Consider the following 25,899-nt stretch of genomic DNA (forward strand, 5'->3'; position numbering starts at 1 on the left):
GATGGAGATGACATGGCCGCCGAAATTCGTACTTTCACCTGTTTAAACGACAATTTCGGTTATCTGATCCACGATGTGGAAACCAAGGCGACGGCGTCGATCGACGCGCCGGAGGCCGGCCCCATCCTGAAGGCGCTTGAGCGCGAGGGCTGGCAGCTCACCGACATCCTGATCACCCATCATCATGGCGATCATGTCGGCGGGGTCGCCGAACTCAAGCAGAAATACAATTGCCGCGTCGTCGCGCCGCATGACAAGACGACTGAGATCGCCAACGTCGACCTGCGCGTCGCCAATGCCGACATCGTCAAGGTCGGCAGCTTGCTGGGGCGCGTACTGGAGACGCCCGGCCACACGCTCGACCACATCTCCTACGTGTTCGACAACGAGAAGACGCTGTTCGCGGCCGACACGTTGTTCTCGATCGGCTGCGGCCGCGTGTTCGAAGGCGACTACCCGATGATGTGGGACTCGCTTCTGAAGCTGCGGGCGCTGCCTGACGACTTCAAGCTCTATTGCGGGCACGAATACACCGCGTCCAACGTCAAGTTCGCGCTCACCATCGACCCCGACAATGTGGCGCTCCAGGCACGCGCGGCGGAAGTGGCGAAGCTGCGGGCCGAGAATAGGCCAACCATTCCATCACTGCTTGGTGACGAGAAGCGAGCAAACGTGTTCCTGCGTGCTGATGAACCATCGGTCGCAACCAGGCTACACATGAAGGGCGCGGACGCTGCCGCGGTGTTTGGCGAACTGCGCGAGCGCAAGAACAAATCCTGAAGAAGAAATCCTGACGGGGATCGATGCCGACCGCAGCCGAGATCATCGCACGCCTCGAACTCCGCCCGCATCCCGAAGGCGGCCACTACCGCGAGACGTTTCGCGACCAGACCACGGACCCTAACGGCCGGTCGCGCTCGACCCTCATTTATTTCCTGCTCGCGCGCGGCGAACGCTCGCATTGGCATCGCATCGACGCCGTGGAGACCTGGCACTACTACGCCGGCAGCCCGCTGACGCTGCGCATCGCGCATGAAGGCTGCTCGCAACACGAGGTGCGGCTCGGCACGGACCTTGTGAGCGGCGAACGGCCGCAGGGAATCGTGCCGGCGAATGCCTGGCAGACGGCGGAGAGCATGGGAGAGTGGACGCTGGTCGGTTGCACCGTGGCGCCCGCATTCGAGTTCGCAAAATTCGAGCTCGCGCCGAAGGACTGGGAGCCGTAAGGCGCACTGTCATTCCCTGGCGCCGCATGGCAGCGAGCCCGACAACAACTGTCACCGCTTCCGCAGCACCATATCCTTCGCCGCGATCAGGCCGCCGCCGGCGATCAGGATCGCGGCGATGGCGATGTTCGCGCTGGCTTTTGCAAAACCGGCGGCGATGAGGAATCCGGTCGAGAGCAGCGGCGTCGCATAGGATGCGGCGCCGAGCACGCGGATGTCGCCGCGCTTCATACCGATGTCCCAGGCGTAGAACGCGGCGCCGACGGGGCCGATGCCGAGAGCGGCCACGGAGAGCCATTGCAGCGTCGTCTCCGGCCACACCGTGGTTTCAAGCAGACCATGCATCAGCGCGGCAAGCGCGGCGGTGGCAAGGCAGAAGCCCGCGACCGCATCGGTCGGCACCGCCTTCAATCGCCGCGACAACACCGAATAGGCCGCCCAGACGAACGCCGCGATGAACGCCGCGATCAATCCCGGCAGCTGGCCCGGCGCGAAGCCGGAGGTGCTCCCGGCGAACAGCAGCACGGTGCCGACGAGGCCGAGCACGGCACCAATGATGTGATGCACCGCAAGCCGCTCGCCCGGCAGGAACGACGAGAACAGCACGATCAGGAGCGGCCACATGTAATTCAAAAGGCCGGCTTCGGCCGGCGGCGCAAAGCGCAGCGCCAGGAAATACAGTGCGTGATAGCCGAACAGGCCACCGACGCCGACGACCCATACGACCAGCGGCTGACGCAAGCTCCTCGCCGCATCGCCGCGGCCGACCCAGGTGAGGAGGCCGACGAGACCGCCGATCGCGAACGTCATGGCGGCGAGCTGGAACGCCGGAATCTTTCCGGTCGCCACCGTCATCACGGAAAGCAGCGACCACATCAGGATCGCGGTCAATCCGATCAGTGTGGCTGTGCGCGGGGTCATCAATCGAAAGGCCCTGAGGACGATGATGCCCGGCACGAGGCCGGGCATTTCGTCTTCACTATCGCCTTGTCGCGCCTGAATCTACAGGCTTGACGCCCTATCAGGCGTGATACTGGCCGCCATTGATGGTCAGCGTCGAGCCGGTGATGAAGCCGGCCTCATCGGCGGCGAGGAACACCACGGCGCGCGCGATCTCCTCGGGTTCGCCGAGACGGTTGACCGGGATCTGCGGGATCACGTTCTTTTCCAGCACGTCCTTCGGCACCGCCTGCACCATCTCGGTGTTGATGTAGCCCGGTGCGATCGCGTTGACGGTGATGCCGCCCTTGGCGTTCTCGATCGCGAGCGCCTTGGTGAAGCCGATGTCGCCGGCCTTTGCTGCGGAATAGTTGACCTGGCCGAATTGCCCCTTCTGGCCGTTGATCGACGAGATCGAGATGACGCGGCCGAACTTGCGCGCGCGCATGCCCTCGATGACCTGGCGCGTCATGTTGAACAGCGAGCCGAGATTGGTGTTGATCACGGCGTTCCACTGCTCGAGCGTCATCTTGTGGAAGGCGGTGTCCCGGGTGATGCCGGCATTGTTGACGAGCACGTCGACGGGGCCGAGCTCGGCCTCGACCTTCTTCACGCCTTCGGCGCAAGCATCGAAATTGCTGACGTCCCATTTGTAGACGGCGATGCCGGTCTCAGCCTTGAACTTCTCCGCCGCCACATCGTTGCCGGCATAGCTTGCCGCGACCTTGTAGCCGGCCGCCTTCAGCGCCTTGCTGATCGCAGCTCCGATGCCCCGCGTACCACCCGTCACCAGTGCAACACGTGCCATATCGTATTCCTTCCCTTGGACTCTGCGGACGTTTCTGAGTGATCGTTTTAGATGCGGATTATGCGGTTGGTTTGACGGACATCAAGAACAAAACGCCCGGCATCGAGCCGGGCGTTTGTATTTAGTCGAGGCTGGCGCTGTTGCGAAGAATATTTGATTTGCAACCGCCGCCTTTTTAGTCGCGTGCGATGCACTCATCTATGTGTGCAGCGCACGCGCAAGTGACACGTAAGTTAGATGTCAGCTTCAGTCGCGCGCCAGGCACATCGCGATACCCATGCCGCCGCCGATGCACAGCGTGGCGAGGCCCTTCTTCGAATCGCGCTTCTGCATTTCGTGCAGCAGCGTCACCAGCACGCGTGCGCCGGAAGCACCGACCGGATGGCCGATCGCGATCGCACCGCCGTTGACGTTGACCTTCGAGGTATCCCAGCCGAGATCCTTGTTGACGGCGCAGGCCTGCGCCGCGAAGGCCTCGTTGGCCTCGATCAGGTCGAGATCGCCGACGCTCCAGCCGGCCTTCTTCAGCGCGGCGCGCGAGGCCGGGATCGGGCCCGAGCCCATGATCTTCGGATCGACGCCGGCCTGCGCCCAGGACACGATGCGCGCGATCGGCTTCTTGCCTTCCTTGGCGGCCTGCTTTGCCGTCATCAGCACAACGGCAGCGGCGCCGTCGTTGATGCCGGAGGCCGAACCCGCGGTGACCGTGCCTTCCTTCTCGAAGGCGGGCTTGAGCTTCGCCATCCCGTCGAGCGTTGCACCATGACGCGGATATTCGTCGGCGCTGACGACGATGTCGCCCTTGCGGGTCTTGATGGTGACGGGAACGATCTCGTCGTTGAACTTGCCGGCCTTCTGCGCCGCCTCGGCCTTCTGCTGCGAGTGGACCGCGAACTCGTCCTGCTGGGCTCGGGTAATCTGCCACTGGCGCGCGACGTTCTCGGCCGTATTCCCCATGTGATAGCCGTTGAAGGCATCCCACAGGCCGTCCTTGATCATGGTGTCGACGAACTCGACCGGGCCCATCTTGACGCCGCCGCGCAGATACTGGGCGTGCGGAGCCATGCTCATGGATTCCTGGCCGCCGGCGACCACGATCTCGGAATCGCCGTTGAGCAGCGCCTGGTAGCCCAACGCGACGGTGCGCAGGCCCGAGCCGCAAAGCTGGTTGACGCCCCAGGCCGGGCTCTCCACCGGAATGCCGGCGGCAATCGAGGCCTGGCGGGCCGGGTTCTGACCCTGAGCCGCGGTCAGGATCTGACCCATGATGACTTCGGAGACCCGGCCAGGCTCGATGCCACCACGCTCCAGCGCGGCCTTGATAGCGATGGCGCCGAGGTCATGGGCGGGAAGGGTCGCGAACGCTCCGTTGAAGCTTCCGACCGGGGTGCGGGCGGCGCTGACGATGACGACATCGTCTGACATGGGCATCTCCTGGTGTTGAAAGGGGGCAGGCGGGGCTGGGGAAACGGCTCGCCAGTCTCGAATGGCATCCTGTTAACGTCGTTGAGGCATGTCAATCGGCCGGCGACCGAATTCATGCCGCAACGCATTCAAAATAGCGTTCTTGGCGCTTTCGCAAGCACGTTTTTGCTGCCCGATTAACCGTGGCGCACAAAACGGTAGCGTGACCCCTTTGAAAATGCTTATTTTGTTGCGTTGCGTACTCTTCCCGCCCTGCGGCATTATCCGCCGGGTTCCCGTTCTCCGCGCTTGCAAGTGAGAGCCCATGGCGAAATCAGACCAACCCACCACCATCAAGAAATACGCGAACCGCCGGCTCTATAACACCGGAACGAGCACCTACGTGACGCTCGAAGACCTCGCCGCCATGGTCAAGGACGGAGAGGATTTCCTGGTCTACGACGCCAAGACCGGCGACGACATCACCCGCTCCGTGCTCGCCCAGATCATCTTCGAGCAGGAGAACAAGGCCGGCCAGAACCTGCTGCCGACCACCTTCCTGCGCCAGCTCATCCGCTTCTACGGCGACAGCATGCAGATGGTGGTGCCGAAATATCTGGAGCAGTCGATCGCGACGCTGACCCAGGAGCAGGAGAAGTTCCGCAAGCAGATCGCCAACTCGCTCTCCGGCACTCCTTTTGCTCCGTTGGAAGAACAGGTCCGCCGCAACATGGAGCTGTTCCAGCAGACCTTCTCGATGTTCAAGCCGTTTGCCCCCAACGCGGGCCGTCCGGCGACCAGCCCCGAACCGGAGGCCGACGCAAGCGCTGCGGCGCCGACGGACAGCAGCAACATCGACGACCTGCGTCAGCAGATGAAGGACATGCAGGAACGCCTCGAGCGGATGTCGAAGAAGGACGAGTAGGGATTTCGTTCGCGCCGGCGCGTCCACCTGCGGCGGGCGCGCGGGCCGCCGGTTCATAGCAGCGCGACTTGCGCGCTGTCGTCCCGGCCAGGCCGGAGCCGCCATGTCCGACCGCAGCACCCACTGGGACAACGTCTACGCCACCAAGGGCGAGGCCGAGGTGAGCTGGTTTCAGGACAGCCCGGCGATCTCGCTCGAGATGATCCGCTCGGCCTGTCCTGACCATGGCGCCGCCATCATCGACATCGGCGGCGGTGCTTCGCGGCTGGTGGACGCTCTCCTGCGGGACGGATACCGCGACCTCGCCGTGCTGGATCTCTCCGCCAACGCGCTTGAAGCGGCGAAGAAACGAATCGGCCGCGCCGCTTCAGCAGTCGACTGGATCGTTGCCGACGCCACGACATGGCGGCCGGGGCGCAGCTACAACCTCTGGCACGATCGCGCGGCATTCCACTTCCTGACCGATCCGCGCGACAGGGCCGCTTACGTCGAGCGCCTGCGGTCGGCGATTACGCCCGACGGCCACGCCATCATCGCGACATTTGCGCTTGATGGCCCGGAGAAATGCAGCGGCCTTCCGGTGCAGCGGCACGATAGCGCGAGCCTTGCTGCGGAGCTTGGGCCGGAGTTCGAGCTGATCGAGACCCGGAGCGAGACGCATCACACGCCGTGGAAGTCGACCCAGGCGTTTCAGTTCAGCCGGTTTAAGCGACGCGGCTAGGACGAAGGAAAGTGCGGCGCCCTACGCCGCCAGCTTCACCGCATGCGCAAAGTCCCAATAGAGCTTGCGCGCTTTGGTGTAGAGCGGGCCCGGCTTCAGCTCGCGATCGTCGATGCGGATGACGGGGGCTACCTTGGCGAAATTGCCGGTCGAGAAAATCTCGTCGGCAGCGAGGAAGTCGGCATAGCGCAGCGTCTTCTCGACCACGGTAACGCCCTCGCCGCGCAGCAGGCTGATGACGCGCTGGCGCGTGATGCCGTTCAGGAACGTGCCGTTCGGGACCGGCGTGTAGACCACGCCGTCCTTGGCCATGAACACGTTGGAGTTGCCGAACTCCGCGACATTACCGAGCATGTCGAGCATCAGCGCGTTCTGGAAGCCGCGCCCGGCGGCTTCCGCGAGCGCGCGCGAATTGTTCGGATAGAGACAGGCGGCCTTCGCCTCGACCGGCGCGCATTCGGCGGTGGGCCTGCGGAACGGCGACAGCGTGATGGCGTTGCCGACCGGTTTCGGCATCGGCGCCTCGTAGATGCACAGGCACCAATTGGTCGTCTCGGGGTCGAACAGCACGCCGCCGCCCGAACCGTTCTGCGCCCAGTACATCGGGCGGACGTACAGCTCGGCCTTCGCGGCGAAGCGCGCGATGCCTTCGTGTGCGAGCGAAAGCCAGGTGCCGGTGTCGACCACCGGCTTCAGGCCAAAATTGATCGCGGATTGGTTGGCGCGGGCGACGTGACGGTCGAGGTCGGGCGCGACGCCCTCGAACGCGCGCGCACCGTCGAACACGACCGAGCCGAGCCAGGCCGCATGCGTGCGCGGGCCCATGATCGGCACGTTACCGTCGTGCCATTTGCCCTCGAAGAAGGTCCAGCTCGGCGAATATTCAATCGGTTTCTTGATCTCGGCCATGACCGGCCTCCCTTGGACATACCCGGGCACTATTGTCCCAATGTCTAAATGATTCCCTGCTGGGATATGGTGCGTTACCCTCTCCGACGAGGGAGAAGGATCCATGCCGCTCGATCCGCTTGCAAGGCGTTTGTTGACCATGATGGCTGCGGCCGCCCCGCAGGGGCGGAGCCGGCCGAGCGTCGAGGCACGGCGGCAGTCGCTGGCCAAGCTGATGCAGTTTGCACGCACTGATGCGCCGGATGTGACCACCGCCGACGGCACGTTTCCGAGTCCCGGCGGAGAGCTGCCCTATCGCCTTTATTCGCCCGCATCAGCCGGCGACCACGCGCCGGGCTTCGTGTTCTTTCATGGCGGCGGGCTCGTGGCCGGCAGCATTGCGACGCATGACCGCATCGCGGCGGCGCTGGCGCATGTAACCGGCTGTCGCCTCGTCTCGGTCGATTACCGGCTCGCGCCTGAGTACAAATTTCCTGCTGCCGTCATTGATGCGATCGCGGCCACGGAGTGGGTCGCGCGGCAAGCCCCGTCGCTGGGCATCGACGCCGAACGTCTGGTGGTCGGCGGCGATTCCGCCGGCGCCACGCTCGCGGCGATCGTGTGCCAGGAAGCGATGCAGACCGCCGGCCTCTCGATCGTCGCGCAATGCCTGATCTGCCCGGTGCTGGATTTCGAGGAGACCTCGCCTTCACGCGAGGCATTCGCCGAAGGCCATCTGATCGATCGCGCCACCATCGAAGCCGATCTCGCTGATTACCTGCCTGATGGCATCGACACCGCCAACCCCCGCATCTCGCCCTTGCGCGCGACGCGGCTTGCAGGCCTGCCGACCGCGATCATCCACACCGCCGAATTCGATCCGATGCGCGACGAGGGCAATGCCTATGCGCGCAAGCTGCTCGCCGCGGGTGTCGCGGTCGAGCATGTCTGCCATGACGGCATGGTCCACAATTTCCACGCCATGGGCGCGATCCTGCCGCAGGCGCAGCTCGTGCTGTCGCAGATCGGCGAACAGGTTCGGCGGGCGGTGGAGAAATGAGGCGCTTTCTTACCCTCTCCCCCTGTGGGAGAGGGTGGATCGCCGCGTAGCGGCGCTTCGCGCCACCTTCTCCCGCAAGGGGAGAAGGGAAGAAAGCATCACGCGCGCGCGCCGAGCACGGCCCGCGCCGCCACGACATATTCCAGCCAATGCGCATCCGCATAGCGCTCGGCCTGCCGTGCGCAGCTGACGTCAGGGGCATGGGCGGCGGCAATCGTGCGCGCGAATCGCTCTTCGGCGACCGTCACGTCGCCAGGCTCGGCCGACGGTACGCTAGCCGCCGCCGCGGTCGGAGCGACAGCGAGGCCCGCCAGACCAGTGAGCAGGATGCGGCGTGACGTGTTCATGGCTGTGTCCTTCCAATGTCCGGCCCGCACTCCGGCCGGCGCGTGTGTCAGTGCGATCACGGCAGGGTAGCCGCGCACATCCGTGCCGTCCATCGCTTACGGATACCGATTGACCACCCGAGCGATCACGTTCCATCCAACAACGGTTCCGTCATCAAATCGCCACGCGTCGGATTGTCACGTGTCCCATCACAACCCATCGCATCGCCAGGCTTCGCGCGCTGTCGCGATGGGACTGCTTTGTCTGACGATCTCGGCAGGCACTGCCTTCGCTGCCGACGATGAGGACGACGCGCCGGCAAAGCCCGATGTCCCCAACATCTACCTCGATCTTCGTACGATCTATGCGACGATCCCCGCCGTCACGCTCGGGCTCGGCTTCGGCAACACATCATTGTCGGCCGCATTCGAAGCGCTGGCGGTACGCAGAGGCACGACGCTGCCGAGCGGTTTGCCGGCGGCGTCCGCAAGCGCGTGATGAGCGCGCAGGTCTTTGCCGACAAGGTTCAGTTCGGCCTCACCATGAGCATCGGCATGGCGGCAGCCACCGTCAGCATGTCCGGCATCGACGCGCCGATGGGCGCGGCCGATCATGCGCTCTACCAGGGCCAAGGCCGAAGGCCGCAATCGCTGCATCGCCTGGGCGCCCCCGCCGCCTGTAAGCAAGGCGGCGGAGTGATCGTCGAAGCAGCGTCTACTCTGGCACCGGCACGTCAAACGTGTTGAGCGTGACCGAGACCATGCAGTAGACGCCGACGAGATAGGACAGCTCGGCCGCGCCGTGCTCGCCGAACTCCTTCACCGCGGCGCGCCAGGTCAATTCCGGCAGCACGCCGCCGCTGACCAATGCGGACGCCACGTCGTAGGCGACGGCTTCCTGCTTGGTGAGATCGACCGGCCGCTGCCCCGCGACGATGGTCGCGAGCTTCTCGTCGGAGAGGCCGCGCTGCTCGGCAACGAGCACATGAGCATAGAGCTCGTAGCCGGAGCGGAAATGCGAGCCGGTGACGAGGATCGCGACCTCGCGCACCGGGGCCGGCAGCAGCGGGTTCGATGCGATTGCCTTGACCAGCTCCCACACCGGCTTGCCGAAACGCGGCTCGCGGATCCAGGGATTCCACGGCCCCAGCAGCGCGCCGTCGTTGCGCATGTTCACGAAGCCCTTGAAGTGGTCCTTGATGCCGGCTCGCATGTCGTCATAGAGGGGCTTCTGTTCGTCGGTCAGATCTTTCGGATCGAGAATGGGAAGGCGCACGGCGGGGATCTCCTCGTTGAGAAGAGGCGAAGCTCACCCGCGTGTGCGTGCAAGGCAAGTGAAGTTGCCGTGACGGTCGTGCCATTTTGGAAGTGGCAGGGAAACGTCGGCTAGGATGCCTCGGGGCTTGGTACGATCTGCGGATTTGCGACGTCGTCGACATCGAGCGTCAGTGGCTCGCCCGTCGTGAGGAACGACGACAGGGCCGCCTCGAACGGCGCAGGATCGAGGCCGCGCCCCTTCAGCCATTCGGGCTCGTAATAGGTCTGCCGGTAGCGCTCGCCGGAATCGCAGATCAGCGTCACCAGCGACCCTGATACGTTCGCCTGTCGCATCTCCGAGGCGAGGCGGCACAGTGCCAGGAAGTTGGTGCCGGTGGAGCCTCCGACCGCGCGGCGCAGACGGCGCGACAGCACGTTCATCGCCGCGATCGTTGCCGCATCCGGGATCTTCATCATGCGGTCGACCACGCCGGGGACGAAGGAGGGTTCGCAGCGCGGCCGGCCGACGCCCTCGATCAGCGATGGACGTTCGCAAACATGGGAACGGTCCTGCGTGCGGAAACAGTCGAAGAAGGCGGAATGCTCGACATCGGCGACGCACAGCCGTGTCGGATACTGGCGATAGCGCAAGTAGCGTCCGATGGTGGCCGAGGTGCCGCCGGTGCCCGCACCCATGACGATCCAGTCGGGAATCGGACGCGGCTCGCCCGCCAATTGCGTGAAGATGGATTCGGCGATGTTGTTGTTGCCACGCCAGTCGGTGGCGCGCTCGGCGAAGGTGAACTGGTCCATGTAGTGGCCGTTCAGCCGGGTAGCGAGCGCGGCGGCTTCCGCGTAGAGCGCGCGGCCGTCGTCGATCAGGTGGCAGTTGCCGCCATAATGCTCGATCGCGGCGATCTTCTCCGCCGAGGTCGTGCGCGGCATCACGGCGTAGAAGGGCACGCCGATCATCTGCGCGAAATAGGCTTCCGACACCGCCGTCGATCCCGACGAGGCCTCGACCACAGGCGTGCCTTCGCGGATGTGGCCGTTGCAGAGCGCGTAGAGGAACAGCGAGCGCGCAAGGCGGTGCTTCAGGCTGCCGGTCGGATGCGTGGACTCATCCTTGAGATAGATGTCGATGCCTGATAGCGCCGGCACGATCAGCCGGATCAGATGCGTGTCGGCCGTGCGGCACTGGTCGGCCTCGATCGCGGCGACGGCCTCGTCCACCCAACCGCGCCGATAGGCCGGCCCGGCCGGATTGAGATGGCGGAAGGGGAATGTCTGCATCGCCTGAATCTCCCATGATGCGGATCGCGCATCAAGTGCACTGGATTTTGTTTTGACGCGTTTTATGACGCGAACCGGTTTCCACTTCGCTGGAAAACGCTATGGCTCAAAACTCCAGCGGCGCGTTGTCGACGACCTCCTTCATCACGAAGAAGGTGCGGGTCTGGCGCACGCCGGGCAGCGCGATCAGCTGCTCGCCATGAATGCGGTTGAAATCCTCCATGTCGCCGACGCGGATCTTGAGGAAATAGTCGAAGTCGCCGGCGACGAGATGGCAGTCGAGCACGCATTTCAGCCGGGTGATCGCCTGCTCGAAGGTGGCAAAACTCTCCGGGGTCGAGCGGTCGAGCACGACGCCGACCATCACCAGCGTGCCCTTCGCCACCTTCTTCGGCGCGACCATGGCGCGGACCGCGGCGATGAAGCCGTCTTCGAACAGGCGCTGGGTGCGGCGATGGCAGGTGGCGGGGCTGATGGCGACGGTTTCGGCCAGCTCGGCGTTACTCAGCCGGCCGTTATTTTGCAGCAATCTCAACATCTTGAGGTCAGTGCGGTCGAGTCGGGCAGCCATGGAAGAAGCTTTCGATATTTGGCTCTAGTTCGGAAGAAAGTAGATCTATTGGACGCTATACTGCAAGCTTTACGACAGTTACTGCGCAATATTTGAAAGCACATTTGTCCACTGCAGTGCTAGGCGCTTGAGCCAATTCAACGCCAATCGGGATGACCCAATGATGCTGGACAAATTCACGCGCTATCCGCTGACCTTCGGCCCGACGCCCATCGAGAAGCTGGAGCGGCTGTCGAAGCATCTCGGCGGCAATGTCGAGATCTATGCCAAGCGCGAGGACTGCAATTCCGGGCTCGCCTATGGCGGCAACAAGCTGCGCAAGCTCGAATACATCATCCCCGACGCGATCGCCTCGAACGCCGACACGCTGGTCTCGATCGGTGGCGTGCAGTCCAACCACACCCGCATGATCGCAGCGGTCGCCGCCAAGATCGGCATGAAGTGCCGCCTGGTGCAGGAAGCCTGGGTCCCGCACGAGGACGCCGTCTATGACCGCGTCGGCAACATCATGCTGTCGCGCATCATGGGCGCCGACGTGCGTCTGGTCGACGACGGCTTCGACATCGGCATCCGCAAGAGCTGGGAGCAGGCGATCGAGGAGGTGAAGGCGGCGGGCGGCAAGCCCTATGCGATTCCCGCCGGCGCATCCGTGCACAAATTCGGCGGGCTCGGCTATGTCGGCTTCGCCGAGGAAGTGCGCAAGCAGGAAGCCGAGCTCGGCTTCAAGTTCGACTACATCGTGGTCTGCACCGTCACCGGCTCCACCCATGCCGGCATGCTGGTCGGCTTCGCCGCCGACGGCCGCGCGCGAAAGGTGATCGGCATCGACGCCTCGTTCACGCCGGCGCAAACGAAGGCGCAGGTGCTCTCGATCGCGCGGAACACCGCCAAGCTCGTTGAGCTCGGCAAGGATATCGTCGAAGACGACGTCGTGCTGATCGAGGACTACGCCTATCCCGCCTATGGCGTGCCGTCGGAAGAGACCAAGGAAGCGATCCGCCTCACGGCACGGTTAGAGGCGATGATCACCGACCCTGTCTATGAGGGCAAATCGATGCAAGGCCTGATCGACCTGACCCAGAAGGGCCATTTCGAAAAGGGCGCAAAGATTCTCTACGCCCATCTCGGCGGCGCGCCGGCGCTCAACGGCTACGGTTACGCATTCCGGAACGGCTGAGGTCTGTAGCCCGGATGGAGCGAAGCGTAATCCGGGACTTGTACAATACGGAAAGACTTCCCCGGATTGCGCTTCGCTCCATCCGGGCTACGGGTCAGGATGACCTACCGCGTCTTGACGATCTGGAGCAGCTCGTCGCCGTAATGCTCGAGCTTCTTGTCGCCGATGCCGGGCACGTTGCGGAGCTCGTCGAGCGTCGTCGGCGACGCCCGGACGATGCCGTCGATGGTCGCATCGTGCAGCACGACATAGGCCGGCACGCCGCGTTCGCGCGCGATGTCCGAACGCCAGGACCTCAGCCGCGCACGCAATTCGGGATCGACATCGCCCTGCGGCGCGTTGGCCGAAGGCGCGAGGTCGCCACGGCGGGATTTCGTCCGGCTCGCGCGAACGCGCGTACCCGGCGCCTCCTCGCGCAGCCACACCTCGGTCTCGCCACGTAGCACGCCGCGCGCGCTCTCCGTCAGCTTCAGCGCGCCGAACGCCTCGCTGTCGCTGTACAAATGCCCCATCGCCACCAGCTGCCGCAGCACCGTGCGCCACTGCTTCTCGTTCAGCTCGCGCCCGATGCCGAACACGGACAATTTGTCGTGGCCGAACTGCGTCACCTTTTCGGTGAGGCGGCCAATCAGGACGTCGATCAGCTGCATCGCACCGAAACGCTGCCCGGTGCGATAGGCGCAGGACAGCAGCTTCTGCGCCAGCACCTTGCCGTCGCGCATCTTCGGTGGCGTCAGGCAGTTGTCGCAATTACCGCAGGTCTCGCCGTCCACGGCCTCGCCGAAATAGCCGAGCAACCGCTTGCGCCGGCACTGCGCGGTCTCGGCGAGGCCGACCAGTGCGTCGAGCTTGCCGATCGACACCCGCTTGAAATCGTCAGAACCACTGGACTCGTCGATCATGCGGCGCTGCTGCACGATGTCGGAGAGACCATAGGCCATCCAGGCCGCCGACGGCTTGCCGTCGCGGCCGGCGCGCCCCGTCTCCTGATAATAGGCCTCGATGCTCTTGGGCAGATCGAGATGGGCGACGAAGCGGACGTCGGGCTTGTCGATGCCCATGCCGAAGGCGATGGTCGCGACGATGACGATGCCGTCCTCGTTGAGGAACCGGTCCTGGTTGCGCGAGCGTATGCTGCTGTCGAGCCCGGCGTGATAAGGCAGCGCCGCAATGCCGGCGTCGTCGAGCGCGGCGGCAACCTCCTCGACGCGATTGCGCGACAAGCAATAGACCACGCCGGCGTCGCCGGCATGCCGCTCCCGGATGAATTCTTTCAGCTGCGACACTGCGTTGCGCTTGTCGACGATCTCGTAGCGGATATTCGGGCGGTCGAAGCTGGAGACGAATTGCGGGCTGTCGGCGAGCCGGAGGCGCTCGACGATCTCCTTGCGGGTCAGCTCGTCGGCGGTCGCGGTCAGCGCGATGCGCGGAACGTTCGGAAAACGTTCGGCGATGATGGAGAGGCCGACATATTCGGGGCGGAAGTCATGGCCCCATTGCGAGACGCAATGCGCCTCGTCGATCGCGAACAGCGCGACCTTCGCCTGCGCCAGCAGCGACAGGCAGCGCGGCGTCACCAGGCGTTCCGGCGCGACATAGAGCAGGTCGAGATCGCCCGCGATCAGGCGGCGCTCGATGTCAGAAGCTTCCTGCAGCGTCAACGACGAGTTCAGCGCGGCGGCGTTGACCCCGGCCTCGAGCAGGCCGGCAACCTGGTCGCGCATCAGCGCGATCAGCGGCGACACCACGATACCGCAACCTTCGCGCAGCAGTGACGGCAATTGATAGCACAGCGACTTGCCGCCGCCGGTCGGCATCAGGACCAGGCAATTGCCGCCATCCGTGACGTGCCGGATGATCTCGCCCTGTGCACCACGGAACTCCGGCAGGCCGAACACCGAATGCAGCACCGACAGCGCGTCGCGGCCGTTGGCCGGCGCAGGCAGCGGGGCGGTGGAAGGTGCGGACATGGGTGCGTCGGTGCAAGGCCGTAGGATTCGTCACAAGGCCAGTCGCATGACCGCGCGGGCATGGCAAGACTGTTTGGATGGCAGGCAGGACTCTTCCCCTCTCCCCTTGCGGGAGAGGGTGGATCGCCGCGTAGCGGCGAGACGGGTGAGGGGTATCTCTCCACGGATTCGGTAAAGCTTGCTCTGTGGAGACATACCCCTCATCCGGCGCCATAGCCGAAGCTTTGCTTCGGCGTTCCTAGGAACGGCGGCCGAAGGCCGCCTATGCCACCTTCTCCCGCAAGGGGAGAAGGAAGAAGAAAGCTACGCCCCGATTCGTCGCAGCGCTTCCGCCACCGTCACGATCGGCATGTCGCGCTTCCCGGCCGCCTCCAGCGCATGGCGCATCAGGTGCGGCGTGCAGCCGTAGGGGCTTGGCGCGTCGGCGACGTCGTGGCCGTAGAAGATCAGCCATCCGCCGCTCGCCACCGCCTCGTCGAAATAGCGATCGACGCCCGCAATATCGATCTCGCGATCGACCAGAGGCGAGGCGCGTAGGAACTGGAGGTCGATGACGTCGCGATTGACGCCGGGAAGGATGCCGCGCGCCGAGCGAAAAGCCTTGGCAAGCTGCGGCTTGCGCCAGATCGAGGCGATTCCATAGGGATAGGCGAAGTTCTCCAGCACGATCGAGGAATCGATGGCGTGGAAATGGCTGCGGTTACGCTCGATCTCGCGCGCCATGGCGGCCTCGTCGAGATCGGCCGAGCTCTGGTGCGAAAAGGTATGGCAGGCGATCTCGTGACCGGCCCGGTGAAGCCGTACGATCGCGGCATTCGACAGACCGTGCCAGTGATCCGACGGACGATCGATCAGGCTGCCGGCGAGGTAATAGGTGCCGCGGCCGCCATGCGTCTCCAGAAGCGCGGCGCCCTCGCCTGCGGCGCTATCGGGCGCGTCGTCAAACGTGAAGCTCACCATCGGCGCATGCGCAGGCAGCCGGTGCGGCGCGGCACGGAAATGCCGGGCCAGCCGATTGCTCACGCGTCCCTGGAGTGCCGACCACACGACTGCGTTTCCTGCGGTTCCCTATTTCTCTACTGAAACATTCGTGCGCTGGTAGAGGCAAGCCTAACGCCCGGGTAATCCTAATGCGGAACCAACGCCCTTCGTCTAGCGTGCCAGGACCGAAATATCGGCTTCCGCACCGAGATATTGCAGCCAGTTGCGGAAAAGCGCCGCCGCGGCGCTGCCGGCGGCGATATCGGCGCGCAGATTCAGCGCAGGCAGTTCATTGGTGAGCGCCGGGTGGCGCTGGTGGGCCGCCTTCTTCTCGAAGCGGGCGAGCTTCCCTTCGGTCGCTGCGTCAAAATAGCTCACGGGCAGGTGCGGATAAGCCTCGCGCTCGCGCGCGAGATAGCGGCCGATGTCGCGCAGATATTCGCGCTGAAGCGAGAGCGCATCGTATTCCGGGTGGCCCTGGAAGAATACGAAGCGGCTGGCATATTGCCTGACGAAGATATCGACGCCGGCCTTTGTCGAGCGCGTCAGCACCTGATAGCCGGCCTGCGTGAGGTCGCTCTCGGTGATCTCGTTCAGGCGCGAATGCGAGACCTTGAGGGGCGCAGGCGCAGCGCGCGTCAGCGCATCGTTCATCGCAGCTTCGCAGTCGAAAATGCCGTGACATTTGGCCGGGAGCCGCCGCCGCGCGATGCTGTCGAGATGCAGCACCGCCGCATGCGCGGCGAGGCACGACCAGATCGTCGAGCGCGTGTTGACCTTGGCCCAGTCGATCAGCTCGGTGAGGTCGCGCCAATACGGCTCCTGGTCGAGCTCGGGCGCGACCGGCTCAGCGCCGGTTACGATCAGCCCGTCGAACTTGTGGTGCCTGAGCTCGCTGAGTTCCGAATATTCGCTTTCGACATGCCACTTCGCCTCGGGTGACCGCTTCACCGAGGGCAGCGAGAAACAATGGAAACGGATGCGGCGCGGACCTGCAGCCGCCTGGAGCAGCCGCATGAACTGCCGCTCGGTCGCCTTCAGCGCCGGATCCGGCATGTTGTTGATCAGACCGATCGTGAGATCGGCGAAACCGTGGTCGCGCGCGAGATCGCCCTCGGCCGGCACCAGCGCCGGGCTCGATATACCTTGATCCCTGTCGATCAAGATCGTCATCGGCGCCGTCGCCTACTCCGCAGCCTGGAGGCGGGCCGATGGGCAGGCCTTCTCGAGCGCCTGGTCGATGTCCTCGATGATATCTGCGGAATGCTCGATGCCGATCGATAGGCGGATCGTCTCCGGCAGCACGCCGGCGACGCGCTGCTGCTCCGCCGACATCTGCCGGTGCGTGGTCGAGGCCGGATGGCACGCCAGCGACTTGGCATCGCCGATATTGACCAGGCGCGTGATCAGCTTCAGCGCATCGTAGAAGGTCTTGCCGGCCTCCATGCCACCCTTGATGCCGAAGGTGAACAGCGAGGAAGCATTACCGTCGAGGTATTTCTGAACGAGCGAGTAATAGGGGCTGTCCGGGAAGCCGGTGTAGTTGACCCAGGCAACGCGCGAGTCCTTGCGCAGGAATTCGGCGACCTTGCGCGCGTTCTCGACATGGCGCTCCATGCGCAGCGCGACGGTCTCGATGCCCTGGAGCAGCAGGAAGGCGTTGAACGGCGACAGCACCGAGCCCATGGTGCGCTGATAGATACTCCGCGCGCGCTCGATATAGGCGGTCTTGCCGAAGCGCTCGGCATAGACGAGGCCGTGATAGGAGGCGTCAGGCTTGTTGTAGCCGGGGAAGCGGTCGGCGTGCTTGGCCCAGGGGAAGTTTCCGGAATCGACGATGGCCCCGCCCAGCGTGGTGCCGTGGCCGCCCAGAAACTTGGTCAGCGAATGCACGGCGATGTCGGCGCCGTAATCGAACGGCTTGAGCAGGATCGGGGTCGCAACCGTGTTGTCCACGATCAGCGGCACGCCGTGCGCATGCGCGATCTTGGCGAGAGCCTCGATGTCGCAGACATTGCCGGCGGGATTGCCGATGGTCTCGGCGAACACGGCGCGTGTGTTCTCGTCGATCAGTTTTGCGATCGCATCCGGCTTGTCGCTCTCGGCGAAACGGCCGGTGATGCCCTGCCGCGGCAGGATGTGCGAGAGCAGCGTGTGCGTGGTGCCGTAGAGCTGCGGCACGGAAACGATGTTGCCGCCGTGATCGGCGACGTTGACGAAGGCGAAATGCAGCGCAGCCTGGCCGGTCGCAACCGCGAGCGCGCCGACGCCGCCTTCGAGCTGCGCGATACGCTTCTCCAGCACCGCGCTGGTCGGATTGGCGATGCGGCTGTAGCGAAAACCCTCAGCCTCGAGATTGAAGAGCGCGGCGCCGTGATCGGCGCTGTCGAAGGCATAGGCCGCGGTCTGGTAGATCGGCACCGCAACCGCGTGCGTGGTGGCTTCGGGCTCGTAGCCGGCGTGAATAGCGATCGTCTCGTTGCGCATCGTGCCACCTCCGCGTGGAGCGGGCCGCACTTATTGGCCTGTATGAGGCATGTGCGTTGTCCGCCGTTCCTCTGTTAGAGGCGGGTGGTAAAGCGGACAATAATTCGCCTAGAGATCGAGGAAGTAACCCTAACGATTGTTGGTGAATTGGCTAAAACTTGAATCGAATTGGATTAATGAATTCGTACGCATTAGCCTCGCCGCTGCGCCATAGCCGATGCAAAGCATCGGCGTTCCAAGGACGGCGGCCGAAGGCCGCCTATACCACCCTCTCCCCTCGTCGTGGGAGAGGGTGGGATTTTCACCTTATTCCATCGTCTCCCAGAGCCGGTGAGCGAGCACTCCGCCGCGCTTCTCGATCGCGGCCGCCGCATCGAGCGCGAGGTCCTCGCGATAGCGGCCGGCGATCAGCTGCACGCCGATCGGCTTGCCGTCATGCAGGGCCACCGGCACCACCGCGCCGGGCAGGCCCAGCACGTTGATGGCGGAGATGAAGCGGATCTCGCCCCAGAAAATTTCCTTCACGCGATCGGCGCTGACGGTGTCGTCGCGCGGTCCCGGCGTCGGTTTCACCGTGGTCGGCGCCAGCACGACCGGATACTCCTCGAAGAATAATTGCCAGGCGCGGATATGACCGTTGCGTGCGGCCGTCGCCTGCATCCAGGCCTTGAGATCGAGCACATTGGCCTTGGTCTTCATGCCGCCCCAGGCCTTGTGGAAGTCCTCGGACGTCACCTTGAGCATGCCGGCCTCCTGCATCACCACGGTCTCGTTGGTGATGATGTCGCACCAGGTCTGCCAGACGCCGTCGATGTCGGGGACATCGACCTCGGTCACGCGATAGCCGGAACGCTCCAGGTGATCGGCGGCCTGCCGCAGCGCCGCGCGGACGGACGGATCGACGTCCATATCCTCCGGGATCCTGGCCAGTGCGACCTTGATCGGTCCCTTCGGCTTCGGCCCGGCCAGCGGCGCCGGCACCCACCAGGGATCGCGCGGATCGCGCTGGCTCATCACATCGAGCGCGAGGCGGACGTCGCCGACGTGACGGGCGAGCGGACCCTGCGCCGACATCAGATGCGCCAGCATCGGCCGCTCCGCCGTTGCGCTTCCGTTGAAGGCAGGGATCCGGCCCTGCGTCGGCTTGATGGTGGCAACGCCGTTGCAATGCGCCGGCCAGCGCAGCGAGCCGCCGATGTCGTTGCCATGGGCGATGGTGCCGATGCCGGCCGCAACCGCCGAGCCGGCGCCCCCCGAAGAACCGCCGCAGGTGATGTTCGGGTCCCAGGGGTTCAGCGTCAGCCCGTGCAGCGGATTGTCGGTGAAGCCGCGGAAGGAGAATTCCGGCGTGTTGGTGAGGCCGATGACGATCGCGCCGGCTTTCTTGAGATTGCGCACCACGGGCGAGTCCGACGGCGCGACAAAATCCTTGTTGGCGGGCACGCCGTTGAAATTCGGCCGGCCTTCGTAGTCGACATTCTCCTTGATGGTGATGGGCACGCCGTGCAGCAGGCCGAGCGCGCCGCCCCTGGCGCGCTGCTTGTCGGCCGCATGCGCAGCCTTCAGTGCTTCCTCGCTGAGATCGACGACAACCGCGTTCAGCCGCGGATTGACGGCGCGCATCCGTTCGAGATGCGCTTCGACGGTCTCGACCGCGGAGATTGCGCCGTTGCGGATCGTGGCTGCGGTATCGACCGCCGACCATTGCCAGACCGGACCTTTCGGACGGCGTGCCGTGGCCGCCTTACGCGGTGCCGGCTTCTTGACCGTCTTCTTGGCCGCCTTCGCAACGGCCACCTTGCGGGCGGTGCTCGCCTTGACCGAGGTCTTCGTTACTTTCCTTGCAACACTTTTCTTCTTCGTCGCCGTCTTCTTCGCCACGCCGCATCTCCAAAAAATTGCGCGGCGGAGGTTATGGAGATCACGCGAGCGTGTACAGGCGCGTTTCTGCATGGCGCGTCGCCGCGACGCTCTGCCACGGGCCGGCGCGAGTGACGCGCATGAACCTTTGGCCCCGCTGTCCTGACCCATATACTGGTTGAATAGTGGAACAAACCACCGCCAAGATTGTGTCATCAAGATTGTGCCATGGCGATTAGGTTTTTGACGTAGCTATTCTGACAGCGACGCATCGGAGCATTTGCCATGCTCGTGGAATTCGACAGCGGATACGACCAGCAACCCTTCCGCGATCTGTGCGCCGACTATCCGGGCGCTGAAACCTACGATCCCGACGATTTCCGGATTGAATGGGGGCCGATCTTTCACCGCGGCCGGCTCGACGGATCGGCGCGTGTGCTCGTCGTCGGTCAGGATCCCGCCCAGCACGAGACGATCGTGCGCAGAATTCTGGTCGGCACCGCGGGGCGCCGCACTCAGGGCTTTCTCGCCAAGCTCGGCATCACGCGGAGCTACGTGATGGTGAACACCTTCCTGTACAGCGTCTACGGGCAGAGCGGCGGCAACAAGCACAAGAACGAGCCGGGCATCGTCGAGTATCGCAACAAATGGTTCAAGGCCGTCCTTGCGCCGGGCAATATCGAAGCCGTTGTCTCACTCGGCGGCCTCGCCGACGAGGCGTGGAAGTCTTGGCTCAAGACGCCCGACGGCGAGGCCTACAAGACCCTCGCCTATCAGCATATCACGCACCCGACCTGGCCGGAAAGCTCGGCCCACGATAACGCGACGCGGGCCGCGAACACGAAGATCATGCTGACCAAGTGGAATGCCGCGCTCGCGGCTCTCGCGCCTGGGCTCCAGCATCCCGACGTGCCGACGACGCTCGTGCCGTACGGCGACGCCTTCAAGCCGACCGAGCTCTTCGACATCATCGCAAAGGATCTTCCCGCCGGACTGCCGGCCTGGATGCGCGGAGACACGCCATGGGCCGTGCGCCAGGGCGCCGACGCGGCCACCAAGCGGCGCACGATCACGATCACCATCCCCGACGGAGTGATCCCATGAGCCCGGCTGCCAACCCGAAACGATGGGCCCTGAGCGGGCGGATCGTGACGATGACCACCGAGGGCGACGTCATCAAGAGCGGGACGATCTTCATCGAGGACAATCGCATCGCGGCGATCGTACCCAAGGGACAGCCGGCCCCGGCAGGCTTCGAGGCCGTCGTTGCAGTGGCGACCGGCGGCACCATCTATCCTGGCCTGATCGAGCTGCATAATCACCTGAGCTACAACATCCTGCCGCTCTGGCGCGTGCCGCAGCCCTACGGCAATCGCGACCAATGGCAGAATGCCAAATCGTACAAGACGTCGGTCACCGGCCCCATGAGCGCGATCGCGCTCGCCGACGACGGCTCGCTGCTGCCGGCCCTGGTCCGCTATGTCGAAGCCAAGTGCATGGTCGCAGGGACCACGACGAGCCAGGGGATCACGCTGTCGAACTGGAGCGGCACGATCCACAAATATTACAAGGGCGCGTTGCGCGCCGCCGAGATCGGCAGCCCGCCCGATCTGCCGCGGGCACACTCGAAGATTCCCGACATCGATGCCGAGGATTGGGCGAAGTTCGACAACGAGTTGAAATCGTCATCGTGCTTCCTGCTGCATCTCAGCGAAGGCATCGACACCAAGGCGCATAGCCACTTCCTCGCCTTGCGCAATTCCGAGGGAGATTGGGCGATCGAGCCGTCACTCGCCGGCATTCATTGCACGGCACTCGATGCGACCGACTTCGGAACGATGGCCGAAAACCATGCCAAGGTCGTCTGGTCGCCCCTGAGCAATCTCCTGCTCTACGGAAAGACGACCAATGTCGTTGCTGCGCGCACGGCCGGCCTCACCATTGCGCTCGGTTCTGACTGGTCGCCGTCCGGCAGCAAGAACCTGCTCGGCGAGCTGAAGGCGGCCAAGGTCGTGTCCGCGCATTTCAATCTCGGCTTCAGCGACTACGACATCGTCTCGATGGCGACGCGCAATCCGGCCGCGATCCTCAAGTGGGATACGAAGCTGGGAACGATTGCCAATGGCAAGTTCGCCGACCTTCTGGTCGTGAAGGGAGTCACCGGCGATCCCTACGCTCATCTGATCAAATCGCGCGAGCAGGACATCGTCCTGGTCACCATCGGCGGACGAGCCCGTTATGGGACGAAGACGGTCATGCAAAAGGCAGGCGGAATCGGCGAGGCGCTCAAGATCGGCAGCAGCGCGCGAGTGATCGACTTCACCTCGCCCGACCAGGATCCCGGGATCGAGAGGATCACGCTGGCGGAGGCGACGAGCCGCCTCCGTGCCGCGCTCGGCAATCTCGGCACCTTGCAACCGCACAGCCTCGCCATGAGTGATGCGATCGCCCGCGGAGCGGTGTCACGCACCGGATGGCGTCTCGCGCTCGACGAGCAGTTCGGCAACAACGTCCAGCTCCGCCCGCGGCTGGAATATAACGGCGTCAGGACCGGTCCGGATTTGGCGGCGGTCGCGGCAGCGGCCGAGCCGCTGCACCCGATCAAGCTGGATGGCCTCACGGTATCAGGCGATCCCGCGTTTCTGGACACGCTGAAGAACGAGCCGAATCTTCCAGCGGGAATCGCGACCGCGATCGCGGCCTTTTACTAGTTCTCCGTCACACCAGCGGTGGGTTAAGGCGCGCAAAGCCTTCCTGGATGCGATAGGGGTAGTAGGGATAAGGCGGCATCACGGCGCTGACCTCGTCGAGACGCGCGATCTGCGCAGCGCTGAGCGACCAGCCAACCGCGCCGAGATTGTCGCGCAACTGCGCTTCGTCGCGGGCGCCGATGATCACCGAGGATACGGTCGGACGCGACAGCAGCCAGGCGATAGCGATTTGCGGCACGGTGCGGCCGGTCTCCGCGGCGATCGTCTCAAGCACGTCGACGATGGCATAGAGACGCTCATCATCCACGGGCGGGCCGAACTGCGCAGTGGCGTGCAGACGGCTGCTCGCAGGGAGCGGCTTTCCGCGCCGGATCTTGCCGGTGAGCCGGCCCCAGCCGAGCGGGCTCCAGACCAGCGCGCCGACGCCCTGGTCGCGTGCGAGCGGCATCAGCTCCCATTCGTAGTCGCGGCCGAGCAGCGAGTAATAGACCTGATGTGCGACATGGCGCGGCCAGCCGTGCCGGTCAGCGATGGAGAGCGACTTCATCAGCTGCCAGCCGGCGAAATTGGAGACACCGACATAGCGGAGCTTGCCGGCGCGTACGAGCGTATCGAGCGTGGACAGCACCTCCTCGATCGGCGTGAACGCATCGAAGGCATGGAGCTGGAGCAGATCGAGGTAATCGGTGCCGAGCCGCCGCAGCGCTGCTTCGACCGAGGCGACCAGACGATATCGCGAAGAGCCGGCATCGAGCGGACCATCGCCCATCGGCAGGCTCATCTTGGTGGAGATCAGCACCTTGTCGCGGCGTCCCCTGATCGCGGCGCCGAGGATTTCCTCGGATGCGCCGTTCGAATAGACATCGGCGCTGTCGAACAGGTTGACGCCGGCCTCGAGGCAGATATCGACCAGCCTGCGCGCTTCGTCGGCGCCGCTGCGGCCCCAGGCCGAGAATAGCGGGCCTTGGCCGCCAAACGTGCCGGTGCCGAAGCTGAGGACGGGTACCCTGAGGCCGGAGGCACCGAGATTGCGATATTCCATGATCATTCTCCTATTCCGCCGGGCACGCCGCGACTGCGGACTGCGTTCGATCAAGCTGAAGGCTCCATAGCGCGAGCACGAGACCGACAGCCGTGATGCCGGCCGCGACCAGCGGCAGCGCGGAGAGACTGAGCCCGCGGTCGATGGTGACGCCGCCTGCCCAGGCGCCGAGCGCGTTGCCGAGATTGAAGGCGGCGATGTTGAGGCTGGAGGCGAGCGTGCGGCCGCTTGGCCCCGCCGCCTCCAGCACGCGAAGCTGGAGCGGCGCGACGGTCGCAAAGGCCGCAATGCCGAGCAGCAGGATCAGCGCAATGGCTGCGATCTTGACCGACAGCACGGCGGCAAGGCCAAGCAGCACGATGGCGAGCGCAGCGAGCGTGCCGATCAGGGCACGCGCGAGGCCGCGATCGGCGAGCTTGCCGCCGGCGACGTTGCCGATTGCGAGACCTGTACCGAACACCAGCAGGATCGGCGACACCGCGGCTTCCGAAAAACCGGTGAAGCGCGTCAGGATCGGCTGGATATAGGTAAAGACGACGAACAGGCCGGCAAAGCCGAACACGGTCATGGCAAGGCCGAGCAGCACCTGCGGACGGCCGAGCACCGCGACCTCCTCGGAGAGCGAGATCGGCTTGTCGCCATTGCCGACATCGCCGGGCACGAATGTGGCCACCACTGCGAAGGCGATCACGCCGATCACCGTCACCGCCCAGAATGCCGCGCGCCAGCCGAGCATCAGGCCGAACCAGGCGCCGAAGGGCACGCCCAGGAGCGTCGCGACCGTCAGGCCGATGAACATGGTCGCAATCGCCGACGCGCGCTTGTCCTCCGCGACGAGGCTGGTCGCAACGACCGACCCGACGCCGAAGAAGGTGCCGTGGGCGAGCGAGGTCAGCACCCGCGCCGCCATCAGCCATTCGTAGTTCGGCGCCAGCGCGCAAGCGGCATTGCCGAGCGTGAAGATCGCCATCAGGGCGAGAAGAACGGTTTTCCGCGGCATCCGCCGCGTCGCCAGCGTCAGGACAGGCGCGCCGACGAAGACGCCGAGCGCATAGCCGGAGATCAGCAGCCCCGCGACCGGCACGGAGACGTGCATGTCGGCGGCGACCTGGAGCAACAGGCCCATGATGATGAACTCGGTGGTGCCGATGCCGAAGGCACCGGCGGTGAGGGCGAGGACGGCGGGAGGCATGCGTGGCTCCAATGCGAGGGACGAGCCACGCAGATAGCCGCAGCGCAGCAAAACCATTAGGATGTCCGCAATCCAATCATTTGTGACGTGAATTCAACATGGCCCGTTTCGACACCAACCGCTCCGCCGAGATGGAGGTTTTCGTCCGCGTCGTCGAACTCGGCGGATTCACCCAGGCCGCGCGAAACCTGCGCCTGACGCCGTCGGGCGTCAGCAAGCTGATCTCGCGGCTGGAGACGCGCCTCGGCTCGCGGCTGATCAACCGCACCACGCGCAAGCTGACGCTGACGGAGGAGGGCCAGGCCTTCTACCAGCGCACCGTGCGCATCCTCGGAGAGATGGAGGAAGCTGAGCGCGAGGCGGCTTCAGGCGCGGCGCCGCGCGGCCACCTCACGGTCAACTGCAACATCCCTTTCGGCATGCTGCACGTCCTACCGCTGATTCCCCGCTTCCTGGAACGGCATCCCGAGATCACACTCGACCTCGTGCTGACCGACACGCTGATCGACCTGATGCAGGAACGGGCCGATATTGCCATCCGCGTCGGGCCGCTGAAAGCTTCACGCCTGGTCGCGCGAAAGCTCGGCACCAGCCGCATGGTCGTCGTCGGCACCCCAAACTATCTGGCGCGCTTCGGCACGCCGAAGACGCCGGCAGATCTCACCGAGCACCGCGGCATCGGCTGGACCTTTCCGCGCATCCGCGGCGGCTGGCCATTCCGGCGCGGCGACCACACCGAGGAAGCCATGCCGCCACCGGCCGCCCGCGCCAGCGACGGCGAAATCGCCCGCCGCCTCGCCCTCGGAGGCGTCGGCCTCGCCCGCCTCGCCCTTTTCCACATCGGCCCCGACATCGAATCGGGCCGTCTCGTTCCGGTGCTGCAAAGCTACAATCCCGGCGACCGCGAAGACATCCACGCCGTCTATGTCGGCCACACCGCGCCCCTGCCCGCGCGCGTGCGCGCGTTCATTGATTTTCTCGCCGAGCATGTGCGGGTGAGCGACCCCGCGCTGAAGCGCGCGGGGGACGGGAGGTGGAGGGTGGCCTAGGGACGCGGCGAT

Annotated in this window: 26 protein-coding genes; 11 read left to right on the plus strand and 15 right to left on the minus strand. The window is 64.8% G+C overall.

Annotation, left to right across the window (positions count from 1 at the left end):
• Positions 1 to 12: 12 nt before the first annotated feature.
• Both gloB and ABIB99_RS35790 read left to right on the plus strand, forming a co-directional pair.
• The gene (gene gloB / locus ABIB99_RS35785; RefSeq protein WP_063980560.1) at positions 13 to 780 is read left to right on the plus strand and encodes a hydroxyacylglutathione hydrolase; all 768 of its coding nucleotides are present in this window, start codon (positions 13 to 15) and stop codon (positions 778 to 780) included.
• Between the two features lie 23 nt (positions 781 to 803).
• A complete protein-coding gene (locus ABIB99_RS35790) occupies positions 804 to 1,226 on the plus strand; it encodes a cupin domain-containing protein (RefSeq protein ID WP_063980559.1) in 423 nt (140 codons plus the stop codon).
• A 51-nt stretch (positions 1,227 to 1,277) separates the two neighbouring features.
• Here the strand turns inward: ABIB99_RS35790 and yddG are convergent, their stop codons facing one another.
• The 3 genes from yddG to ABIB99_RS35805 form a co-directional block, all read right to left on the minus strand.
• Positions 1,278 to 2,147, minus strand: coding sequence for an aromatic amino acid exporter YddG (gene yddG, locus ABIB99_RS35795; RefSeq protein ID WP_063986018.1), 870 nt, complete (start codon positions 2,145 to 2,147; stop codon positions 1,278 to 1,280).
• Between the two features lie 100 nt (positions 2,148 to 2,247).
• Positions 2,248 to 2,973, minus strand: coding sequence for an acetoacetyl-CoA reductase (gene phbB, locus ABIB99_RS35800; protein ID WP_085403614.1), 726 nt, complete (start codon positions 2,971 to 2,973; stop codon positions 2,248 to 2,250).
• 246 nt (positions 2,974 to 3,219) lie between these two features.
• Entirely contained in the window at positions 3,220 to 4,398 is a 1,179-nt protein-coding gene (locus ABIB99_RS35805; RefSeq protein WP_063986017.1) for an acetyl-CoA C-acetyltransferase, read from the minus strand.
• Between the two features lie 304 nt (positions 4,399 to 4,702).
• On the opposite strand from ABIB99_RS35805, the gene phaR reads away from it, so the two are divergent.
• A complete protein-coding gene (phaR, locus tag ABIB99_RS35810; protein ID WP_063980558.1) occupies positions 4,703 to 5,302 on the plus strand; it encodes a polyhydroxyalkanoate synthesis repressor PhaR in 600 nt (199 codons plus the stop codon).
• Between the two features lie 103 nt (positions 5,303 to 5,405).
• Complete coding sequence (locus ABIB99_RS35815; protein WP_354180215.1) at positions 5,406 to 6,023, plus strand: class I SAM-dependent methyltransferase; 618 nt, start codon at positions 5,406 to 5,408, stop codon at positions 6,021 to 6,023.
• 21 nt (positions 6,024 to 6,044) lie between these two features.
• Here the strand turns inward: ABIB99_RS35815 and ABIB99_RS35820 are convergent, their stop codons facing one another.
• A complete protein-coding gene (locus ABIB99_RS35820; RefSeq protein ID WP_354180217.1) occupies positions 6,045 to 6,932 on the minus strand; it encodes a branched-chain amino acid aminotransferase in 888 nt (295 codons plus the stop codon).
• Positions 6,933 to 7,035: 103 nt separating this feature from the next.
• On the opposite strand from ABIB99_RS35820, the gene ABIB99_RS35825 reads away from it, so the two are divergent.
• Positions 7,036 to 7,971 carry an alpha/beta hydrolase gene (locus ABIB99_RS35825; RefSeq protein ID WP_354180219.1) on the plus strand — a complete coding sequence of 312 codons (936 nt, stop codon included), beginning with the start codon at positions 7,036 to 7,038 and terminating at the stop codon, positions 7,969 to 7,971.
• A gap of 98 nt (positions 7,972 to 8,069) precedes the next feature.
• Here ABIB99_RS35825 and ABIB99_RS35830 read toward each other — a convergent pair whose 3' ends face one another.
• Positions 8,070 to 8,318: a hypothetical protein gene (locus ABIB99_RS35830; protein ID WP_063986016.1), complete on the minus strand. Its 249-nt coding sequence runs from the start codon at positions 8,316 to 8,318 to the stop codon at positions 8,070 to 8,072.
• A 181-nt stretch (positions 8,319 to 8,499) separates the two neighbouring features.
• On the opposite strand from ABIB99_RS35830, the gene ABIB99_RS35835 reads away from it, so the two are divergent.
• The gene (locus ABIB99_RS35835) at positions 8,500 to 8,796 is read left to right on the plus strand and encodes a hypothetical protein (protein WP_247314694.1); all 297 of its coding nucleotides are present in this window, start codon (positions 8,500 to 8,502) and stop codon (positions 8,794 to 8,796) included.
• Complete coding sequence (locus tag ABIB99_RS35840) at positions 8,796 to 9,044, plus strand: nucleotidyl cyclase domain-containing protein (RefSeq protein ID WP_354180224.1); 249 nt, start codon at positions 8,796 to 8,798, stop codon at positions 9,042 to 9,044. The genes ABIB99_RS35835 and ABIB99_RS35840 overlap by 1 nt, the downstream gene beginning before the upstream one ends.
• Here ABIB99_RS35840 and ABIB99_RS35845 read toward each other — a convergent pair.
• The 3 genes from ABIB99_RS35845 to ABIB99_RS35855 form a co-directional block, all read right to left on the minus strand.
• The gene (locus ABIB99_RS35845) at positions 9,013 to 9,573 is read right to left on the minus strand and encodes a carboxymuconolactone decarboxylase family protein (RefSeq protein WP_354180226.1); all 561 of its coding nucleotides are present in this window, start codon (positions 9,571 to 9,573) and stop codon (positions 9,013 to 9,015) included. The two genes, ABIB99_RS35840 and ABIB99_RS35845, sit on opposite strands and share 32 nt — an antisense overlap.
• Before the next feature lie 110 nt (positions 9,574 to 9,683).
• Positions 9,684 to 10,847: a PLP-dependent cysteine synthase family protein gene (locus ABIB99_RS35850; protein WP_354180228.1), complete on the minus strand. Its 1,164-nt coding sequence runs from the start codon at positions 10,845 to 10,847 to the stop codon at positions 9,684 to 9,686.
• Positions 10,848 to 10,953: 106 nt separating this feature from the next.
• Complete coding sequence (locus ABIB99_RS35855) at positions 10,954 to 11,418, minus strand: Lrp/AsnC family transcriptional regulator (protein ID WP_038943290.1); 465 nt, start codon at positions 11,416 to 11,418, stop codon at positions 10,954 to 10,956.
• Positions 11,419 to 11,581: 163 nt separating this feature from the next.
• Between ABIB99_RS35855 and ABIB99_RS35860 the strand changes: the two genes are divergently transcribed.
• Entirely contained in the window at positions 11,582 to 12,595 is a 1,014-nt protein-coding gene (locus tag ABIB99_RS35860; RefSeq protein ID WP_354180336.1) for a 1-aminocyclopropane-1-carboxylate deaminase, read from the plus strand.
• Between the two features lie 104 nt (positions 12,596 to 12,699).
• Here the strand turns inward: ABIB99_RS35860 and recQ are convergent, their stop codons facing one another.
• The 5 genes from recQ to ABIB99_RS35885 all read right to left on the minus strand — a co-directional run bounded on the left by recQ (position 12,700) and on the right by ABIB99_RS35885 (position 19,914).
• The gene (recQ, locus tag ABIB99_RS35865; protein ID WP_354180230.1) at positions 12,700 to 14,565 is read right to left on the minus strand and encodes a DNA helicase RecQ; all 1,866 of its coding nucleotides are present in this window, start codon (positions 14,563 to 14,565) and stop codon (positions 12,700 to 12,702) included.
• Between the two features lie 303 nt (positions 14,566 to 14,868).
• Positions 14,869 to 15,612, minus strand: a complete 744-nt coding sequence (locus ABIB99_RS35870) for a polysaccharide deacetylase family protein (RefSeq protein WP_354180232.1) — start codon at positions 15,610 to 15,612, stop codon at positions 14,869 to 14,871.
• Positions 15,613 to 15,717: 105 nt separating this feature from the next.
• Positions 15,718 to 16,719, minus strand: a complete 1,002-nt coding sequence (metA, locus tag ABIB99_RS35875; protein ID WP_354180234.1) for a homoserine O-succinyltransferase MetA — start codon at positions 16,717 to 16,719, stop codon at positions 15,718 to 15,720.
• A 12-nt stretch (positions 16,720 to 16,731) separates the two neighbouring features.
• Complete coding sequence (locus tag ABIB99_RS35880; RefSeq protein ID WP_354180236.1) at positions 16,732 to 18,033, minus strand: O-acetylhomoserine aminocarboxypropyltransferase/cysteine synthase family protein; 1,302 nt, start codon at positions 18,031 to 18,033, stop codon at positions 16,732 to 16,734.
• 306 nt (positions 18,034 to 18,339) lie between these two features.
• Positions 18,340 to 19,914, minus strand: a complete 1,575-nt coding sequence (locus ABIB99_RS35885) for an amidase family protein (protein WP_354180238.1) — start codon at positions 19,912 to 19,914, stop codon at positions 18,340 to 18,342.
• A gap of 264 nt (positions 19,915 to 20,178) precedes the next feature.
• Here ABIB99_RS35885 and ABIB99_RS35890 point away from each other — a divergent pair, with 264 nt between their 5' ends.
• Positions 20,179 to 20,997 (plus strand): uracil-DNA glycosylase family protein, encoded by an 819-nt coding sequence (locus ABIB99_RS35890; protein ID WP_063980546.1) that lies wholly within the window; start codon positions 20,179 to 20,181, stop codon positions 20,995 to 20,997.
• Entirely contained in the window at positions 20,994 to 22,604 is a 1,611-nt protein-coding gene (locus ABIB99_RS35895; protein WP_063980545.1) for an amidohydrolase family protein, read from the plus strand. Before ABIB99_RS35890 ends, ABIB99_RS35895 begins: the two co-directional genes overlap by 4 nt.
• A gap of 7 nt (positions 22,605 to 22,611) precedes the next feature.
• Here the strand turns inward: ABIB99_RS35895 and ABIB99_RS35900 are convergent, their stop codons facing one another.
• Together ABIB99_RS35900 and ABIB99_RS35905 are read right to left on the minus strand one after the other, a co-directional pair.
• Complete coding sequence (locus ABIB99_RS35900) at positions 22,612 to 23,646, minus strand: aldo/keto reductase (RefSeq protein WP_354180241.1); 1,035 nt, start codon at positions 23,644 to 23,646, stop codon at positions 22,612 to 22,614.
• A gap of 10 nt (positions 23,647 to 23,656) precedes the next feature.
• Positions 23,657 to 24,838, minus strand: a complete 1,182-nt coding sequence (locus tag ABIB99_RS35905) for an MFS transporter (RefSeq protein ID WP_063986014.1) — start codon at positions 24,836 to 24,838, stop codon at positions 23,657 to 23,659.
• A 98-nt stretch (positions 24,839 to 24,936) separates the two neighbouring features.
• Here ABIB99_RS35905 and ABIB99_RS35910 point away from each other — a divergent pair, with 98 nt between their 5' ends.
• Positions 24,937 to 25,887 carry a LysR family transcriptional regulator gene (locus ABIB99_RS35910; protein ID WP_354180243.1) on the plus strand — a complete coding sequence of 317 codons (951 nt, stop codon included), beginning with the start codon at positions 24,937 to 24,939 and terminating at the stop codon, positions 25,885 to 25,887.
• The last annotated feature ends 12 nt before the right edge of the window (positions 25,888 to 25,899 follow it).

Source organism: Bradyrhizobium sp. LA6.1, from assembly GCF_040547805.1.
GTDB lineage: Bacteria > Pseudomonadota > Alphaproteobacteria > Rhizobiales > Xanthobacteraceae > Bradyrhizobium > Bradyrhizobium barranii.

Excerpts from the sequence above, each read along its gene's own strand:
- gloB (WP_063980560.1), top strand. The coding sequence starts at position 13 with ATGGCCGCCGAAATTCGTACTTTCACCTGTTTAAACGACAATTTCGGT.
- ABIB99_RS35790 (WP_063980559.1), top strand. The coding sequence starts at position 804 with ATGCCGACCGCAGCCGAGATCATCGCACGCCTCGAACTCCGCCCGCAT.
- yddG (WP_063986018.1), bottom strand. The coding sequence starts at position 2,147 with ATGACCCCGCGCACAGCCACACTGATCGGATTGACCGCGATCCTGATG.
- phbB (WP_085403614.1), bottom strand. The coding sequence starts at position 2,973 with ATGGCACGTGTTGCACTGGTGACGGGTGGTACGCGGGGCATCGGAGCT.
- ABIB99_RS35805 (WP_063986017.1), bottom strand. The coding sequence starts at position 4,398 with ATGTCAGACGATGTCGTCATCGTCAGCGCCGCCCGCACCCCGGTCGGA.
- phaR (WP_063980558.1), top strand. The coding sequence starts at position 4,703 with ATGGCGAAATCAGACCAACCCACCACCATCAAGAAATACGCGAACCGC.
- ABIB99_RS35815 (WP_354180215.1), top strand. The coding sequence starts at position 5,406 with ATGTCCGACCGCAGCACCCACTGGGACAACGTCTACGCCACCAAGGGC.
- ABIB99_RS35820 (WP_354180217.1), bottom strand. The coding sequence starts at position 6,932 with ATGGCCGAGATCAAGAAACCGATTGAATATTCGCCGAGCTGGACCTTC.
- ABIB99_RS35825 (WP_354180219.1), top strand. The coding sequence starts at position 7,036 with ATGCCGCTCGATCCGCTTGCAAGGCGTTTGTTGACCATGATGGCTGCG.
- ABIB99_RS35830 (WP_063986016.1), bottom strand. The coding sequence starts at position 8,318 with ATGAACACGTCACGCCGCATCCTGCTCACTGGTCTGGCGGGCCTCGCT.
- ABIB99_RS35840 (WP_354180224.1), top strand. The coding sequence starts at position 8,796 with ATGAGCGCGCAGGTCTTTGCCGACAAGGTTCAGTTCGGCCTCACCATG.
- ABIB99_RS35850 (WP_354180228.1), bottom strand. The coding sequence starts at position 10,847 with ATGCAGACATTCCCCTTCCGCCATCTCAATCCGGCCGGGCCGGCCTAT.
- ABIB99_RS35855 (WP_038943290.1), bottom strand. The coding sequence starts at position 11,418 with ATGGCTGCCCGACTCGACCGCACTGACCTCAAGATGTTGAGATTGCTG.
- ABIB99_RS35860 (WP_354180336.1), top strand. The coding sequence starts at position 11,582 with ATGCTGGACAAATTCACGCGCTATCCGCTGACCTTCGGCCCGACGCCC.
- recQ (WP_354180230.1), bottom strand. The coding sequence starts at position 14,565 with ATGTCCGCACCTTCCACCGCCCCGCTGCCTGCGCCGGCCAACGGCCGC.
- metA (WP_354180234.1), bottom strand. The coding sequence starts at position 16,719 with ATGACGATCTTGATCGACAGGGATCAAGGTATATCGAGCCCGGCGCTG.
- ABIB99_RS35880 (WP_354180236.1), bottom strand. The coding sequence starts at position 18,033 with ATGCGCAACGAGACGATCGCTATTCACGCCGGCTACGAGCCCGAAGCC.
- ABIB99_RS35890 (WP_063980546.1), top strand. The coding sequence starts at position 20,179 with ATGCTCGTGGAATTCGACAGCGGATACGACCAGCAACCCTTCCGCGAT.
- ABIB99_RS35895 (WP_063980545.1), top strand. The coding sequence starts at position 20,994 with ATGAGCCCGGCTGCCAACCCGAAACGATGGGCCCTGAGCGGGCGGATC.
- ABIB99_RS35900 (WP_354180241.1), bottom strand. The coding sequence starts at position 23,646 with ATGGAATATCGCAATCTCGGTGCCTCCGGCCTCAGGGTACCCGTCCTC.
- ABIB99_RS35905 (WP_063986014.1), bottom strand. The coding sequence starts at position 24,838 with ATGCCTCCCGCCGTCCTCGCCCTCACCGCCGGTGCCTTCGGCATCGGC.
- ABIB99_RS35910 (WP_354180243.1), top strand. The coding sequence starts at position 24,937 with ATGGCCCGTTTCGACACCAACCGCTCCGCCGAGATGGAGGTTTTCGTC.